14 protein-coding genes are annotated in these 16,082 nt (G+C 66.6%); 9 read left to right on the plus strand and 5 right to left on the minus strand.

What is annotated here, in order from left to right:
• The first annotated feature begins 49 nt into the window (after positions 1 to 49).
• Entirely contained in the window at positions 50 to 1,234 is a 1,185-nt protein-coding gene (locus tag LRP66_RS00160; RefSeq protein WP_230480425.1) for a sensor histidine kinase, read from the plus strand.
• Positions 1,235 to 1,514: 280 nt separating this feature from the next.
• Here LRP66_RS00160 and LRP66_RS00165 read toward each other — a convergent pair whose 3' ends face one another.
• From LRP66_RS00165 to LRP66_RS00180, 4 genes are all read right to left on the minus strand, one after another.
• Complete coding sequence (locus LRP66_RS00165) at positions 1,515 to 2,294, minus strand: NYN domain-containing protein (protein ID WP_230480426.1); 780 nt, start codon at positions 2,292 to 2,294, stop codon at positions 1,515 to 1,517.
• Between the two features lie 25 nt (positions 2,295 to 2,319).
• Complete coding sequence (locus LRP66_RS00170; protein WP_230480427.1) at positions 2,320 to 2,700, minus strand: DoxX family protein; 381 nt, start codon at positions 2,698 to 2,700, stop codon at positions 2,320 to 2,322.
• Between the two features lie 112 nt (positions 2,701 to 2,812).
• Positions 2,813 to 3,295 carry a GreA/GreB family elongation factor gene (locus LRP66_RS00175; RefSeq protein WP_230480428.1) on the minus strand — a complete coding sequence of 161 codons (483 nt, stop codon included), beginning with the start codon at positions 3,293 to 3,295 and terminating at the stop codon, positions 2,813 to 2,815.
• Positions 3,296 to 3,325: 30 nt separating this feature from the next.
• Complete coding sequence (locus LRP66_RS00180; RefSeq protein ID WP_230480429.1) at positions 3,326 to 5,332, minus strand: lytic transglycosylase domain-containing protein; 2,007 nt, start codon at positions 5,330 to 5,332, stop codon at positions 3,326 to 3,328.
• A gap of 91 nt (positions 5,333 to 5,423) precedes the next feature.
• On the opposite strand from LRP66_RS00180, the gene dapA reads away from it, so the two are divergent.
• Together dapA and LRP66_RS00190 are read left to right on the plus strand one after the other, a co-directional pair.
• A complete protein-coding gene (gene dapA, locus LRP66_RS00185) occupies positions 5,424 to 6,323 on the plus strand; it encodes a 4-hydroxy-tetrahydrodipicolinate synthase (RefSeq protein WP_230480430.1) in 900 nt (299 codons plus the stop codon).
• A 90-nt stretch (positions 6,324 to 6,413) separates the two neighbouring features.
• Positions 6,414 to 6,725 carry a hypothetical protein gene (locus LRP66_RS00190; protein WP_230480431.1) on the plus strand — a complete coding sequence of 104 codons (312 nt, stop codon included), beginning with the start codon at positions 6,414 to 6,416 and terminating at the stop codon, positions 6,723 to 6,725.
• A 7-nt stretch (positions 6,726 to 6,732) separates the two neighbouring features.
• Here the strand turns inward: LRP66_RS00190 and LRP66_RS00195 are convergent, their stop codons facing one another.
• Positions 6,733 to 7,629: an endo alpha-1,4 polygalactosaminidase gene (locus LRP66_RS00195; protein ID WP_230480432.1), complete on the minus strand. Its 897-nt coding sequence runs from the start codon at positions 7,627 to 7,629 to the stop codon at positions 6,733 to 6,735.
• A 138-nt stretch (positions 7,630 to 7,767) separates the two neighbouring features.
• Between LRP66_RS00195 and smpB the strand changes: the two genes are divergently transcribed.
• From smpB to LRP66_RS00225, 6 genes are all read left to right on the plus strand, one after another.
• Entirely contained in the window at positions 7,768 to 8,247 is a 480-nt protein-coding gene (smpB, locus tag LRP66_RS00200) for an SsrA-binding protein SmpB (RefSeq protein WP_230480433.1), read from the plus strand.
• The gene (locus LRP66_RS00205; protein WP_443026644.1) at positions 8,247 to 8,822 is read left to right on the plus strand and encodes a DUF2062 domain-containing protein; all 576 of its coding nucleotides are present in this window, start codon (positions 8,247 to 8,249) and stop codon (positions 8,820 to 8,822) included. The genes smpB and LRP66_RS00205 overlap by 1 nt, the downstream gene beginning before the upstream one ends.
• Positions 8,823 to 8,917: 95 nt before the next feature.
• Entirely contained in the window at positions 8,918 to 10,975 is a 2,058-nt protein-coding gene (locus LRP66_RS00210; protein WP_230480435.1) for a M13 family metallopeptidase, read from the plus strand.
• 67 nt (positions 10,976 to 11,042) lie between these two features.
• Positions 11,043 to 13,076 (plus strand): M13 family metallopeptidase, encoded by a 2,034-nt coding sequence (locus LRP66_RS00215; RefSeq protein ID WP_230480436.1) that lies wholly within the window; start codon positions 11,043 to 11,045, stop codon positions 13,074 to 13,076.
• A gap of 75 nt (positions 13,077 to 13,151) precedes the next feature.
• Positions 13,152 to 15,560, plus strand: a complete 2,409-nt coding sequence (locus LRP66_RS00220; RefSeq protein WP_230480437.1) for a hybrid sensor histidine kinase/response regulator — start codon at positions 13,152 to 13,154, stop codon at positions 15,558 to 15,560.
• A gap of 27 nt (positions 15,561 to 15,587) precedes the next feature.
• Entirely contained in the window at positions 15,588 to 15,950 is a 363-nt protein-coding gene (locus LRP66_RS00225; protein WP_443026645.1) for a response regulator, read from the plus strand.
• The last annotated feature ends 132 nt before the right edge of the window (positions 15,951 to 16,082 follow it).

The following is a 16,082-nucleotide window of genomic DNA, read 5'->3' on the forward strand; positions in this document are numbered from 1 at the left end:
CCCCTATTCTAAACGGACGAGGGCGAGGACGACAGGGGTTCGATAGCGAATGGCGGTAGTGGAACGGGCGCAGGGCGCCGACCGGGAAAGCGTCGGCGCGGGTCAGCTTCATTATCGTCTGCAACAGCAATCGGTGCTCGCGGCGTTCGGCATCGAGGCGCTGCGCGCGCGCGACCTGGATCCCATGCTTCAGCGCGCCACCGAATTATGCGCGCAGGGGATGCGGTCGCGCTACTGCAAGTTTCTGGAATATCATGCCGATCGCGAGACGCTTCTGGTTCGCAACGGTGTCGGTTGGGGCGAGGGCGTGGTCGGCTCGACCGAGATGCGGACCGATCTCGGCTCGCCCGCCGGGTTCGCGCTCCAGACGGGGCAGGGTGTCATCTCGAACCATCTCGATCAGGAAGAGCGGTTCCGGACCCCGCAATTCATGGCCGATCACAAGATCCGTCGGGCGATCAACGTCCTCGTCGAGGCGTCGGGGCAGCGCTACGGCGTGCTCGAGGTCGACAGCTCCGACGAAGGGCGGTTCGAGGAAGCCGATCTGGCGTTCATGCAGGGTTTTGCGAACCTGATCGGCGTGGCGATCGAACGGCAGGAGGCCGAGCGCCGTCTCGCGGAGGCGGTCGAGCATCAGCAGTTGCTGACGCGAGAGGCCAGTCACCGGGTCAAGAACAGCCTGGCGCTGGTGTCGGCGATGCTCAATCTGCAAAAGCAGGAGGACGACGATCCCCGTGTCCTGCGAATGCTCAACGATGCGCAGGCGCGGATCACGGCGATCGCCCAGACGCATGACCAGCTATGGCGTGGGGATCGGGTCGGGATCGTCTGCCTCGACGATCTGGCCTGCGGCATCGCCGAACAGCTCGCGCAACAGTCCCAGAACCATCAGGTTCACTGCGATATCGAGCCTGTCGAGATGAACGCCGATACCGCGATTCCGATCGGGCTGATGCTGACGGAGTTGCTCACCAACGCGATCAAATATGCCTATGGCGAGGGTGGCGGCCCGATCGATGTCGGTCTCCATGCCCGCGACGGTAGCATCACCTTGTCGGTGCGCGATCGGGGGAAGGGCTTGCCCGCCGGTTTCGACATGAAGGCGGCATCGCGCCACTCGCTCGGCATGCGCATGATCGCGAGCCTGGCGCGGCAGGTGCGGGGAGAGGTACGCTTCGATGCGGCGGATCCAGGCACCCGCGCGACGCTGACCATGCCGGATCCCAGGGACTAGGGCCGATCGACATTCAGCTATGCCTGTCCTTTCCCTCGCCCCTCGGAGAGGGGAGAGGGTTGCGCAGACTTGGTCTTTGCGTAGCAAAGGCCTAGTCGGAGCTGGGTGAGGGGTGAAGCGCTCGAAGAGCGCGCGAGCCGAAGGCTCGCTCAACCCCTCACCCAAGCTGCGCTAGCCAGCACGCTGGCAAGCTTCGCTAACCCTCTCCCCTGTCCAGGGGAGAGGGGAGAATAAGCTGAATGTCGATCCGGCCTAAGATCCTGCCCGTGCCGGGGAGGATTTACCGGACCCGCTTGACGAAGGTCCGGCCGTCCTCGCGCCGTTCGGTCTGGAAATTGGGCACCGCCTCGATCAGGTCGGACAGCCGCTTGAACCCGTAATTCCGCGTGTCGAAGCTCGACCGATTGCCGGCGAGCTGCCCCATGGCCGACAGGCTGGCAAAGCCGCGTTCGTCGCGCTTCACCGAATTATAGGCATCGACCAGCAGTTTGAGCAGCTCCTCGTCGATCGGTCGCGGCGTTCCCGCGGTACGCTTGGACTGTTCGATCGAGGGCGGCAGCGAATCGGCGAGCGGCACGTCGGCGGCGGTCGGCTTGCTCGCGGCGGTGGGACGCATCGTCTCGCCGATCAGCGCGCCGACGTCGATGAAGCGGCTGCATGCCTGTTTGAACGCCTCGGGCGTGCGGCTGTTGCCGAAGCCATAGACGGGAAAGCCGTCCTGCCGGATCCGCGTGGCGAGCGGCATGAAGTCGCTGTCCGACGACATGATGCCGAAGCCGTCGATCCGCCCACGGAAGAGAAGGTCCATCGCATCGATGGTCATCTTCATGTCGGTGGCGTTCTTGCCCTTGGTCAGGTCGAACTGCTGCTGCGGTTCGATGCCGTGCTTGACCATGACGTCGCGCCACCCCTTCAATCCGGGCTTGGACCAGTTGCCATAGGCGCGGCGGACATTGACCGTGCCCAGCTCCGCCAGGACGGTGAGGACCGGATCGATGGCCGCCGACTGGGCATTGTCGGCGTCGATGAGCAGCGCGATGTTGCGGGTCAGGGCGTTCATCCGCCCTGAGTATCAGAGGCTTTGGTCAGCTGCCACGCCGCATTGCATCCGCGCCGATCGACCCGCCGCCTGCCGCCGCGAGATAGAGGAAGGCGAAGCAGTAGAGGATCGCCGCCTCGCCGCCATTGGCGAGCGGCAGGAAGCCCTGCGGCGCGTGCGCCATGAAATAGGCGACCGCCATCTGCCCCGACAGCACGAACGCCACCGGCCGCGTGAACAGCCCGATCAGCAGCAGGGCGCCCCCGACCAGCTCCAGCACCCCGGCGACGGTCAACAGCGGGTTGAGCGGCATCGGAAACGGCGGAAGGGCGAAGAATTTGGAGACGCCGTGCGACAGGAAGAGCAGGCCGAAGACGGCGCGGAACAACGACAGCAGCGGCGCGGACCAGCGGGCGGGAATGGGCATGGCCATGGCATCCTAGACACGGGCCGCGATGATCGACGGCCTCGCCCCGCATCCTCCCGATTTGCTGATCGAGAGCAAGGATCGGTTGCGAAACGATCCGTTGCCCGGTTGTCTATGCCGTCGGGTAGGCGATCGCGATCACCTCATATTCGCGTTCCCCGGCGGGCAGCACGACCCGGCGGAGGTCGCCCACCGATGCCCCGCGCAGCGCCCGCACCAGCGGCGCGTTCCAGCCGACCCGGCCCTGGCCCGCATCCGCCTCGTCATCGCCGACCAGGGTCAGGATGCGTTCGTTGTCGTCCTCGTCCGCGATCGTCACGGTCGCGCCGAACCAGATCTTCGAGCGATCCTCCTGCCGACCCGGATCGATGACCTTGGCGGCCTTCATCCGCTTGGAGAGCCAGCCCAGCCGCCGGTCGATCTCGCGAAGCCGCTTGCGACCATAGATATAGTCGCCATTCTCCGACCGGTCGCCATTCCCCGCCGCCCAGGCGATGGTGTCGACCAGCTTGGGCTGCTCCACCGCGAACAGCGCCTCATATTCCTGGCGAAGCGCGGCATAGCCCGCTGGCGTTATATAGTTGGGACGATCCATCACGCCGCTTTATCGCGCATACCGCGCCGATCAACCCGGCCGCGACTTGCCCAGATACCAGCTTAGCGGGGTCGGACCCCGGCTGGTGGCGCGCGACGGGTTCATGAGGTCGTAGACCACCGCATTCTCGAGCACGCGCTGCACGTAGTTGCGCGTTTCCATATAGGGAATGGCCTCGATCCAGTCGACGATATCGACCGCGCCGGTGCGGGGGTCGCCATTCAGCCGAAGCCATTTGTTCACGTTGCCGCCGCCCGCATTATAGGCCGCGATGGCGAGCGGATAGCTGCCGTAATTGTTGCGGATCCGCTCGAAATAGCTCGCGCCGAGCTGGATCGACAGATTGGGGTCGGTGGTCAGCGCGGCAGGGGAGTAGGACAGGCCGATCTTGCCCGACTGCTCGGCGGCGGTCGCGGGCATGAGCTGCATCAGGCCGCGCGCGCCGGCGTGGCTGACGGCGGCGCGATCGAACTGGCTCTCCTGGCGGGCGATGGCGTGGATGATCGTCCAGCTCGAGTCATAGCCCGTCGGCACCGGCACGATCGGGAAGCCCGCCGCCGAATAGTCGCTGAGCCCGTTCTGCATCGCGCTTCGCCCGACCATTACCGCCAGGTCGGGCCGGTTGATCGTGCGCGACAGGTCAGCGGCGAGCAGATGGTCGCTCTCGCTCTCGGCATCGGCGGCGATCTGGCGAACGAACGCCGTCTGATCCTGCCACTGGCCGATATTGCCGAGGAATTTGGCGGCGCGTACCGTTTCGCGCGAGTCGAAGGCGGCGCGTGTCGCGGGGGGCACGTTGGTCGCCGCGATGGTCGGCGGCGCGACCAGCGGGCGGCCGGTCCGCTCGAGCGCGAGCTGGCCGTAGAACTGGTCGCGATATTGCGCGGCCCGTGCATAGAAACCGGCCGCCTCGGTCGAGCGACCCGCCGCCTCCGCCGCGCGTCCCGCCCAGTAAAAGCCCTTGGCGCGCGTCTGTGGCGACTGGCTGCCCCGACCATAGCGATCGAACAGCGTCATCGCATCGGCGGGGCGGGCCAGCTTCATCGCGGTCTGCCCGGCCAGCCAGACCAGGCTGGTATAGTCGTCGCGCTCGCCATAGGGCTTGGTCGAGACGTCCGTGCCCGCGGGGTAGGCGTCGTCGACCTGCCGGGCGATGTCATAGGCGGTCTGAAGCTGGTTGTCGGCGGCGGCGGCGCGGGCGTTGACCAGCAACGCCTCGTAGAATTTCTCGACATTGCCGGGGCGGATGCTCAACTGCCGCGACCGTGCCAGCCAGGAGCGCGCGGTCAGGCTGTCGCCGGTGTCACGCAGCCACATCGCCCGGTCCGCGACATAGCCCGCATCATTGGCGTAGAGTTCGGCGGTCGAGGCGGACAGGGCCGCCGCATCCGCCGACTTGGTGCGAAAGGCGAGGCGGGCGGCGAAGACCGGGCGGCGCGCGGCACTCGTATACCCAAGCTGACGCAGCGCGGCGCCGGTCTGGCCGCTCCACAGCAGCGAGTCCATCCGGGCATCATGGTCTTCGGGGGTCAGCGAGGCGGCGAAGGTCGACATGACCAGCGCCTCGTCGGTCGGAGAGAGCGTGCCCCGCCGCCATGCGGTCCGCGCGGCCTCCGCCGCTTCGCCCGGCGCGCCGGTGGCGAGCAGCGCACGGGCATAGGCGACGCCGCCTGCCGCCGACATCGGCGGATAGCGGCGGAAATAGGCGACGATGCTGGACGGCGCGGCGGTGAAGTTCGACGCCTGGCGCTCGGCGGCGCGGCGGTTGCTCGCCTCGCCCGGCCAGCCCGGATGCGCCATCAGGAACCCCGCATAGCTGTCGAAGGGCAGCGAGTCGGTCTGTTGCAGCGCGCGCCATTGCCCCAGCGCCGCCGCAATCGCGCCGTCGGCGGCGGCGGGCATGGTCGCGGAACTCTGGTTCGGGCTCATATTCGCCATCTGGGTACGATACCGGTCGAGCTGGTCCTGCCCGCCGGGTGTGATCATCGATCCCGCCAATGTCGCGAGGAGCGCCCCCGCCTTTGTCAATGCCATCATGGTGGACAGGATAGGGACTCTACCCGTACATGTCCTGAACAAATTCCCCAATCTGGCCTAATTTCGGCGCAGCAGGAGCGCGTTTCCCCTCATGTTTTCAGGATCCATTCCGGCGCTCGTGACGCCGTTCGACGATCAGGGCGATCATGTCGGCGGCGCGTTCGACGAAGCGAAGTTCCGGGATTTCGTCGAGTGGCAGATTGCCGAGGGATCGTCGGCGCTGGTCGCGTGCGGCACGACGGGCGAGGCGGCGACGATGCCCAAGGACGAGCATTTCCACGTCGTGCGCGTCTGCGTCGAGCAGGCGCGCGGACGGGTGCCGGTGATCGCGGGTGCGGGCTCCAACGACACGATCGTCGCGATCGAGAATCTCAAGGCCGCGCAGCAGGCCGGGGCCGATGCCGCACTGATGGTGCCGCCCTATTATAATCGCCCCAGCCAGGAAGGCATCGCGCGCCACTTCGCCGAGCTGGCCCGGAACGCGCCGCTGCCGATCGTGCTGTATAACGTGCCGGGACGCACGGTGACCGACATCCAGCCCGCGACGCTCATCCGCGTCGTGCGGGACGCGCCCGAGATTTTCGTCGGCGTGAAGGATGCCAGCGGCGTGTTGGCCCGCGTGTCGCATCATCGCGGCGCGCTCGGCCCCGATTTCTGTCAGCTGTCGGGCAATGACGATCTGGCGCTCGCCTTCAATGCGATGGGCGGGGTCGGATGCATCTCGGTCACCGCCAATGTCGCACCGCGCCTGTGCGCCGATTTCCAGACCGCCTGTGCAAAGGGCGACATGGCGCGCGCGCTCGAACTGCACGACCGGCTTTTCCCGCTGCACGAGGCGATGTTCACCGACGCGTCGCCCGGTCCGGTCAAGTACGCCCTCAGCCGCATCATGCAGCACTTCCCGCAAGGCGTGCGCTTGCCCATGACCTGGCCGTCCGAGGCGTCGCGCGCGCAGGTCGACGCCGCGCTGGCGCACGCTGGTTTGATCTGATCCGGCGGGCAGGCCCCGTTTCGGCCGCAATCCTCCGTCAGCATCCCAGGGGCGATCGACCTTTGGGAGCGCGGACGGATGTGGACGCTGATGATTTTCGCGTTTCAGGCGGGCGCGATGGCCGGGCCCGTCCTGCCCGCACCACGCCGCCCGCCGACGGCGCGTCGCTGTCCGGCGGGTGACGACGACGATGTGGTGGTCTGCGGACGTTCGTCGGACGCCGACAGGATCGGGACCGTCCCCGACTATTCGCGCCCCTTCACGCTCCCGCAGGCCCGTACCGAGATCCCCGGCGTCGGCACCGTGTCGGCCGAAACCGAGCAGGTCGGGGTCGGTGGCTTTCCCAGCAACCGCGCGATGATCCGGCTGAAGATCCCGCTCGGCAAGCGGCGGCAGGAATGACGGGCGGTCAGTCGCAGCTGTCGCGGACGCTGTCGTCGAGCTTGATCGAAAGGATCAGGGTGCGGACGCCCTGATCGCGAGAGGCCGCGCACATCGCGTCGCGCGCGCCGCCGCTATTGGTACGGTAGCGGTCGGCATATTCGGCGACGAAGACCGGCTTTCCCGCGCCCAGGAACGTCGCATAGCCCGCACATTCGTCGAATTCGTGGCACTGCTCGTTCACCGCGAAGTCGAAGGCGGGCTGGAGCTCGGCGAGCTGGTCGAGATCGTTCTTCAGCCCCACCGCCAGTCCCCGCACATGCGCTTCGGCCGCGAGGAACCGATTATAGTCGCGCTGCATCGCGGCGGTCAGGCCGAGGCCGTTGTCGTTGGTGTAGCCGTCGACATTGTCGGGCTCGACCGCGTCGCAGCCCTTGCTTCGCGCCAGATCGAGGCGGCCGGTCATCACCGCGCGCACCGATGCGGAGTCGATCTTGAGCCAGCGCTCCCCGGCCCACCCGTCGAGTGGTTTGCCGCGATCGGTTGCGGCGAACTGGCCGTCGTCGGGACGCCAGTTTTCGGAGCTGCCCGCCGAGAAATAGCAGATGACCCGCCGCCCCTGGCGATGAAGGTCGGCGATGGCGTTCGCGCTCGTATCGAACAGGTCGATATCATAGGCGGTTACGTCGTAGCGCGTATCGAGCGTGCCGTTGAGCTGCCATTGCCAGCTCGTCGTGCGATCGGGACGCCACCATCCGGTGGCCGGGGCCGTCGCCGTCGCGGACGGTGTGGGTTGCGGTGTCGGACTGGCCGAGACGATCGGGCTCGGTTCGCTCTCCTCGCCGGTGCCGCCGCCACCACAGGCGGTCGCCATCGTCATCGCGATGCAGGGCAGGGCCCGGCGGAGTAAGCTGATCGTCCCCATGGCGCGCGCTTTGGAAGGTCGGGGCGCGCGTGGCCAGCCTCTGCGCGGCGTGCAAAGCGACCGGGACGCTCGGAAACGGGACAAGCCCAACGAGAGCGGCTTTTCACGACGGACCCAAGCGCCTACATCGACCCGTCCATGCGCCCGAAACCCCAAACCTTCGACAAGAAGAAGATCGTCGCCGAGAACCGGCGCGCCCGATTCGATTATGCGATCGAGACCACCTACGAGGCGGGGATCGCCCTGACCGGGACCGAGGTGAAGTCGCTTCGCTTCGGCGAAGGCTCGATCGCCGAATCCTATGCCGAGGTTCGCGGCGAGGAGGTGTGGCTGGTCAATTCGAACGTGCCCGAATTCAGCCATGGCAACCGCTTCAACCACGAAGCCAAGCGTCCCCGTAAATTGCTCCTTCATGAGCGGGAGATCAACAAGCTGCACGGCGCGGTGGCGCGCGAGGGCATGACCCTGGTGCCGCTGATGATCTATTTCAACTCGCGCGGGCGTGCGAAGGTGGAGCTGGCTTTGGCGAAGGGCAAGAAGGCGCACGACAAGCGCGACTCGATCAAGGAGCGCGACTGGAAGCGCGAACAGGGTCGCATCATGCGCGATCGCGGCTGATGGCCTCCGCCGTGCCGACTTTGTGGGGGCGATCGATGGCCTGGGTCCGGCGCAACATGCCGACCCGCGATTCGATGGAAAAGAACCGTCTGCTCCGCCCGGTCGCGCACCGCGTGCTCGCACCCGAACTGTGGCGCTTTACCCGGCGCTCGGTCCCGCGCGGCGTCGCGCTCGGTGTGGTCGCGGGGTTCCTGTTCCCGGTGGCGCAGATCGCCATCGCGGCGGTCTTCGCCTTGCCGTTCCGGGCGAATGTCCCGGTCGCGGCGCTGACGACATTCATCACCAATCCGCTCACCACGCCGATATTGTGGCTAATCGCCTATCGCATCGGCACCTTCCTGCTGCGAAGCGAAACGCCACTCAACACCCAGCCGGTGGCGGAGGCGGCGACCGGATGGCTGCAATGGGCGCTGAGCGCATTCCACTGGCTGTGGGAGCAGGGGCCCGCCTTCGGGCTGGGCCTGTGCGTCCTGACCACGTCGTGCGCGGTGATCGGCTATGCCGCCTCCGCGCTCGGGTGGCGGCTATGGATCGCGCGCAAATGGCGCAACCGTCGGAGAACCCTTGCAATTTGATAGCGGTATCGCGGTTTGACGTGCGTTTCTAACGGTTTGACTAGGCGTATCGGCTCGCTACAACAGTCGCATCCATCTCCTTTTCGGGAATTCAGATGCGCTCTCTGCTGATCGCCGCTCTCCTCACGACCGCCATTTCACCCGCCATCGCCCAGACCAGGAACCCGGTCGACAAGGCCGCCGTCGGCCCGGTAAAGCCCAACGCCAAGAACGGCCCCGAGATCGGGGACTTCGGCTTCGACATGGCCGGTCGCGATACGGCGGTGAAGCCGGGCGACGACTTCTTCGATTATTCGAACGGCACCTGGTACAAGGCGACGACCATCCCCGCCGATCGTTCGTCCTATGGCATGTTCCACGTCCTGCAGGACCGCTCGCTGGAGCAGACCCGAACCATCCTGGACGCCGCCGCCAAGCAGCCGGGCAACAAGGCCGGCGACTTCTATTCGAGCTTCATGGACGAGGCCGCCGTCAACGCGAAGGGCGTGACCCCGGTCAAGCCGTGGCTGGACCAGCTTCGCGCGACCAAGGATCGCGACACGCTGGCGGTCGAGATCGCCAAGCTGCAACGCCAGGGCGTCGGATCGCCCTTCGGCGTCTATGTGGGGCAGGACGACAAGGCGCCCGACACCTATATCCCGAGCTTCAGCCAGAGCGGCCTGGGCCTGCCCGACCGGGATTACTACCTGAAGGACGACGCCAAGCTGGCGACGATCCGGACCGCCTACCAGGCCTATCTCGCCAAGATGCTGACGCTGGCGGGCGAGCAGAATGCCGATGCGCGCGCCGCGGCCGTGTTCAACTTCGAGAAGGCGCTGGCGAACGTCCACTGGACCCGGATCGAAAGCCGCGACGCCGACAAGACCTATAACAAGTGGATGGCGGCGGATTTCGTCGCCAAGGCGCCGGGCTTCCCCTGGGCGCAATATATGCAGACGCTGGGCGTCGCGGGGCGTCCGGCCTATCTGGTCGCGCAGCCGACCGCCATTACCGGCGAGGCCAAGATCTATGGCGAGACGCCGCTGAACGTCCTCCAGGACTATGCGATGCTCAAGGTGCTGCGCAGCTATGCCGGTTATCTGTCGAGCGATTTCGACAAGACCAACTTCGCCTTCTACGGCACCACCCTGTCGGGCACGCCCGAGCAGCAGGCGCGGTGGAAGCGCGGCGTTGGCCTCGTCTCCAATGGGCTGGGCGAGGAAGTCGGCAAGCAATATGTCGCCAGATATTTCCCGCCGGAGTCGAAGGCGGCCGCCGATGCGCTGGTCAAGAACCTGATCGCCGCGATGGGCGACCGGCTGCGCAACCTGGAGTGGATGGCGCCGGAGACCAAGCAGAAGGCGCTGGCCAAGCTCGCCGCCTTCACGCCCAAGATCGGTTATCCCGACAAGTGGCGCGACTATTCGGCGCTGCAGATCCAGCGCGGCGATCTGGTCGGCAACGTCGCGCGCTCGAACGCCTTCGAATTCCAGCGTGACCTGAACAAGCTCGGCCAGCCGATCGATCGTGGCGAGTGGTTCATGACGCCGATGACGATCAACGCCTATGCCAACCCGCCGATGAACGAGATCGTGTTCCCGGCGGCGATCCTCCAGCCGCCCTTCTTCGATCCGAAGGCGGATCCGGCGGTAAACTACGGCGGTATCGGCGCGGTGATCGGGCATGAGATCAGCCACCATTTCGACGATCAGGGTCGCAAGTACGACGCGACGGGCAAGCTGACCGACTGGTGGACGCCGCAGGACGTGGCGCGCTTCAAGACCTTCACCGACGCGCTGGTGAAGCAATATGACGCCTACGAGCCGCTGCCGGGCCAGCATGTCCAGGGTGGCCTGACGCTGGGTGAGAATATCGCCGATCTGGCGGGCCTGACCGTCGCGCTCGACGCCTATCACAAGTCGCTCGGCGGTAAGCCAGCGCCGGTGATCGACGGCACCACCGGCGACCAGCGCTTCTACTATGGCTGGGCACAGGTGTGGCGGACCAAGTGGCGCGATGCGGCGCTGCAACAGGCGCTGCTCTCCGACCCGCATTCGCCGGGGCATGAGCGCGTGCTGACGGTCCGCAACCTCGATCCCTGGTACGCCGCGTTCAAGGTCCAGCCGACCGACAAGATGGCGCTGACCCCCGAACAGCGCGTCCGGATCTGGTAATCACAATCATCCAATGGCCTCCCCCGATACGAGATCGGGGGAGGCCTTTTTGTTTCTGGAGAGCATGATGAAGAGCTTGGCCATCGCCGCGCTGCTGGGCGCGACCGCGATCACGGGCGCCGTGGCGCTGAACGCGCAAGGGCCCGCCGCCGCGCCCGCGTCGAAGGGCCCGACCTATGGTCGCTTTGGCTTCGACGAGAAGGGCATGGACAAGTCGGTCCAGCCCGGTGACGATTTCTACGGCTTCGCCAATGGCGAATGGGCGAAGACGACGGCGATCCCCGCGGACAAATCCAGCTACGGCGCGTTCGACGTGCTCGCCGATCTGTCGCGCGAGCGGACGCACCGGATACTGGAGCAGGCCAAGGGGCAGGGGAACCAGATCGGCACGGCCTATGCCACCTATCTCGACACCGGGACGATCGAGGCGAAGGGGCTGACACCGATCAAGCCGTGGCTCGACCGGATCAACGGGCTGAGCGACAAGGCGGGCTATGCCGCGCTGCTCGCGGAGGCGGATCGAAACGGCGTCGGCATCCCCTTCGGCTCCGGTGTCGGACAGGATGCGCGGCAACCGAACCTCTACACCGTCGGGCTGCGTCAGTCGGGGCTCGGGATGCCGGACCGCGACTATTATCTCAGCGACGACCCCAAGCTGGTCGCCGCGCGCGCCGCCTATCAGGCGCATCTCGCCAAGATGCTGACGATGGCGGGGGAGAACGATGCCGAGGCGCGCGCACAGGCGATCGTCGCTTTCGAAACCGCGATCGCCAAGGTCCACTGGACCCGGATCGACAGCCGCGACCGGACCAAGACCTATAACAAGACGAGCGTCGCCGATCTGGCCCGCACCGCGCCGGGCTTCGACTTCGCCACCTACCTGAAGGGCGTCGGCACGCCGGTCGACACGGTCGTCGTGGCCCAGCCATCGGCGGTGACCGGCATCGCCGCGCTCATCCAGTCGACGCCGATCGGCGTGCTGAAGGACCAGTTGCTGGCACGCTCGCTCGACGAGTTCGCCGACGTGCTGCCCGCGAAGTTCGACCGGGAGCAGTTCGCCTTCTACGGCACCGTCCTGTCGGGCACGCCGCAACAGCAGGAGCGGTGGAAGCGCGCGGTCGACTTCACCAGCAGCGCGCTGTCGGACGAGGTGAGCAAGGTCTATGTCGCCCGCTACTTCCCGCCCGAGACCAAAGCGGCGGCGGACAGGCTGGTCAGGAACGTCCTGACCGCGATGGGCAAGCGGATCGACCAACTCGACTGGATGGCGCCCGAAACCAAGGTGAAGGCGCATGCCAAGCTCGCCGCCTTCACCCCCAAGATCGGCTATCCCGACCGCTGGAAGGATTATTCGGGGCTGAAGATCGTCTCCGGCGACGCCTTCGGCAACGCGCTGCGCGCGGCGCAGTGGCGGCATGAGGACAATATCGGCCATCTCGGCAAGCCGATCCAGCGCTGGGAATGGGGCATGACCCCGATGACGGTCAACGCCTATGCCAATTTCGGCATGGTCGAGATCGTCTTCCCGGCTGCGATCCTGCAACCGCCCTTCTTCGATCCCAAGGCGGACCCCGCGGTCAATTATGGCGGGATCGGCGCGGTGATCGGGCACGAACTCAGCCATCATTTCGACGATCAGGGATCGAAGTTCGACGCCAGGGGTCAGTTGACCGACTGGTGGACGCCGAAGGATGTCGCCGCGTTCAAGGCCCGTACCGAAGCGCTGGTGAAGCAATATGACGCCTATGAGCCGCTGCCCGGTCTTCATGTGAAGGGCGCATTGACGCTGGGCGAGAATGTCGCCGATCTGGCGGGTCTGTCGGTCGCCCATGACGCCTATCACGCGTCGCTTGGCGGACGGAAGGCGCCGGTGATCGATGGCTTTACCGGGGATCAGCGCTTCTATCTCGGCTGGGCCCAGGTGTGGCGGCGCAACTATCGCGAGGCGAATTTGCGCAACCGCCTGCTGACCGATCCGCATTCTCCGTCGCAGCAGCGCGCCTGGGTCGTCCGCAATCTCGATCCCTGGTACGCCGCCTACAGCCCGAAAGCCGGTGAAAAGCTGTACCTGACGCCGGAGCAGCGCGTGCGTATCTGGTAAAGTCCTGTGGGGAGACGCATTCGCGCGCAGGATCGCGCTTGACCCGTGCCGGGTCGCCGGACGAAGAGTTTGATCATGGCGATCGCGTCTCCCCCAATATTGACCCCCGTCCGCATCGCGGCCCTCGTCTCGGCGGCGAGCGGGGTGGGAGCGGCGGCGCTGCTGTTCGTGGCGCTGGGCAACTGGATCGTCGCGGCCGGGTTCCTCGCCGCCGCCTTGCTCGCCTTCGGGATGATAACGGTGTGGCGGCTGCTGACGCCGCGAGTCGAACAGGCGCGGCGGAGCGTCGACTGGGATTTCGCGCGGGTCGTCGCCGATGCCAGCCATGACGCGATCGCGGTGACCGATCGCGCGGGGCGGCTGGTCTGCGCCAATGATGGCTATGCCTCGCTCTTCCCGATGATGCCGACGCCGCCGGGCGTGCCGCTCGATGCGACGGCGGTCGAGGCGTTGGCGCAGGCGGGGCGGACGGCGTGGCGCGACGGACTGGGTCGTGCCGACCGGATCGCGGTGATGGGCACCCAGTTGTCGGTGCTGGTCACACGCGCCGGCGACGAAGCCGATATGCTGGTCTGGCGCTTCGCGGTCGCGCAGGAACAGGATCTCGCCGAGACGGTCGAGCGACTGATCGGCGGGTTGCAGGGCGACCGGCTGGGCGCCGCCGGGATCATGGCCGCGCTGATCGCCCCCGACGGCCGGGTCCGTGCGGCCAATCGTGTCCTGTGCGCGCGGGCGATGGGCGGGGAGATGCGGTCGATCGTCGGTCGCGACTTCGCAACCTTCCTGATGCACGACCCGGGGGGGCAGGTGCGCTTCGCCGCCGAACTGGGCAAGGGCGATGGCCGACCGCTGCGCATCCTGCAAATCCCCTTCGTCGAGGGGGAGGCGGCACCGATGCTGGTCATTCTGCTCGACGAGGAGGAGCAGCTGGTCGCCCCGGCGGGTGCGAGCGTGGGCAGCCATGTGCGTGGCCTCGTCTCGCTCATGCCCTTCGGCATCGCGCTGGTCGATCGCGACGGACGCTTCATCCAGATGAATTCCGCCTTCATGCGCGCCGCCGGGGTCAAGGGCGCGACCCCGCCGCTCTATCCGGGCGATCTGGTGGTGCGCGAGGACAAGGCCGCGGTCGCCGACGCGATCCGCCGCTTTGCCGGGGGCGCGACCCACAGCGCCGACATGGCGGTCCGGCTGAAGGATCACCCCGAGGAACCTGTGGCGCTGACCATCGCGGGCGCGCGCGGGCTCGGGGATGCGGCCGTGCTGCTGAGCCTCAAGGACAATTCGGAGGAAAGCCGCCTCAAGCGAGAGGTGGCACAGGCGACCAAGATGCAGGCGGTGGGCCAGCTTGCGGGCGGCGTCGCGCACGACTTCAACAACATCCTGACCGCGATCATCGGGCATTGCGACCTGATGCTGATGCGCCATTCGCCCGGCGATAGCGACTATGACGATATCCAGCAGATCCGGACCAACTCCAACCGCGCGGCCAGCCTGACGCGCCAGCTCCTCGCCTTCTCGCGACAGCAGACGCTTCGTCCCCAGATACTGCAACTTCCCGACGTGGTGTCGGAGGTATCCAACCTGCTCAAGCGACTGCTCGGCGAGCGGGTGCGGCTGGACGTCAGCCATGGCCGCAACCTGGGTCCGGTCCGCGCCGATCCGGGGCAGTTGGAGCAGGTCGTCGTCAACCTGGCGGTCAATGCCCGCGACGCGATCCTGGAGAACGAACCGGCGGGCGGCGGCATCCTGACCATCCAGACACGTGCGGTGTCGATGGCCGACGTTCGCACGATGGGCAGCGATATCCTGCCCGCCGCCGACTATACCGCGCTGACGATCGCCGATAACGGCACGGGCATCCCGCTGGAAATCCTGCCCAAGATATTCGAGCCCTTCTTCACGACCAAGGAGCTGGGCAAGGGCACCGGGCTCGGGCTGTCGACGGTCTATGGAATCATCAAACAGTCGGGCGGCTATATATTCGCCGATTCGCCGCCGGGGGGCGGGGCCAAATTTTCGATCTATCTGCCCGTCCATGCGGCACCCGCCATGCCGACGGCGAAGGCGTTGCCGGAAAAGCCAGCCGTTCGTGCCGCGACTCCCTGGGGCTCGGGCACGATCCTGCTGGTCGAGGACGAGGACATGGTCCGCGCCGTCGCCGAGCGCGCCTTGTCCCGACAGGGCTACACGGTGATTTCGGCCGAGAATGGTGAGGCGGCATTGGAAATGCTCGACAAACACGGCAAGCCCGACCTGCTGATCTCGGACGTGGTCATGCCGACGATGGACGGCCCGATGATGGTCGGACATGTCCGCAAGCGCTATCCCGACCTCGCCGTCCTGTTCATGTCGGGCTATGCCGAGGAACAGCTACGCAAGTCGATCACGCTGCCCAATGTCGGCTTTCTCCCTAAGCCCTTCTCGGTCCAGCAGCTCGCGGAAGCGACGCAGGCGGCCTTGTCGCAGGACGCGACCCGCAACTAGCGGCTGGCGGACGGAGCAAAGCATGTTATGGCGGTGCCGATGACAGAGCCCGTGCAGATCCTCATCGTCGAGGACGAACCCCTAATCGCCATGATGCTCGAGGATTTCCTGGACGTCCTCGACAAACAGGTCGCGGGCACCGTGGACAGCGTGGATGACGCGCTGGCCCGTGTCGCGCTGGGCGGTATCGACGCCGCCATCCTCGACGTCAACCTGCGTGGCGGCCAGAAGAGCACCCCCGTCGCCGAAGCGTTGGCGGAACGCGGCGTGCCCTTCGTTTTCGCGACCGGCGGGTCGGACGATTCGGTCGATGAGCGATTCCGCGACCGCCCGCGCCTGCAAAAGCCGTTCACGATGGACGGCGTGGCCAAGGCCCTCGGTTCTCTCTGATCCGATCCTCCCCAGGCCATGCTTGGGGAGGGGGACCGCCACGAAACGGTGGTGGACGGGCACGCGGCGAGGAAAGCCGCCGTCCCTCATCTCCGTGGTGAGGTCTCGCCGTGCCGGGGAGGGTCATCCGGA

Origin of the sequence: Sphingomonas sp. Leaf21, from assembly GCF_916858675.1 — a bacterium.
Taxonomy (GTDB): domain Bacteria; phylum Pseudomonadota; class Alphaproteobacteria; order Sphingomonadales; family Sphingomonadaceae; genus Sphingomonas.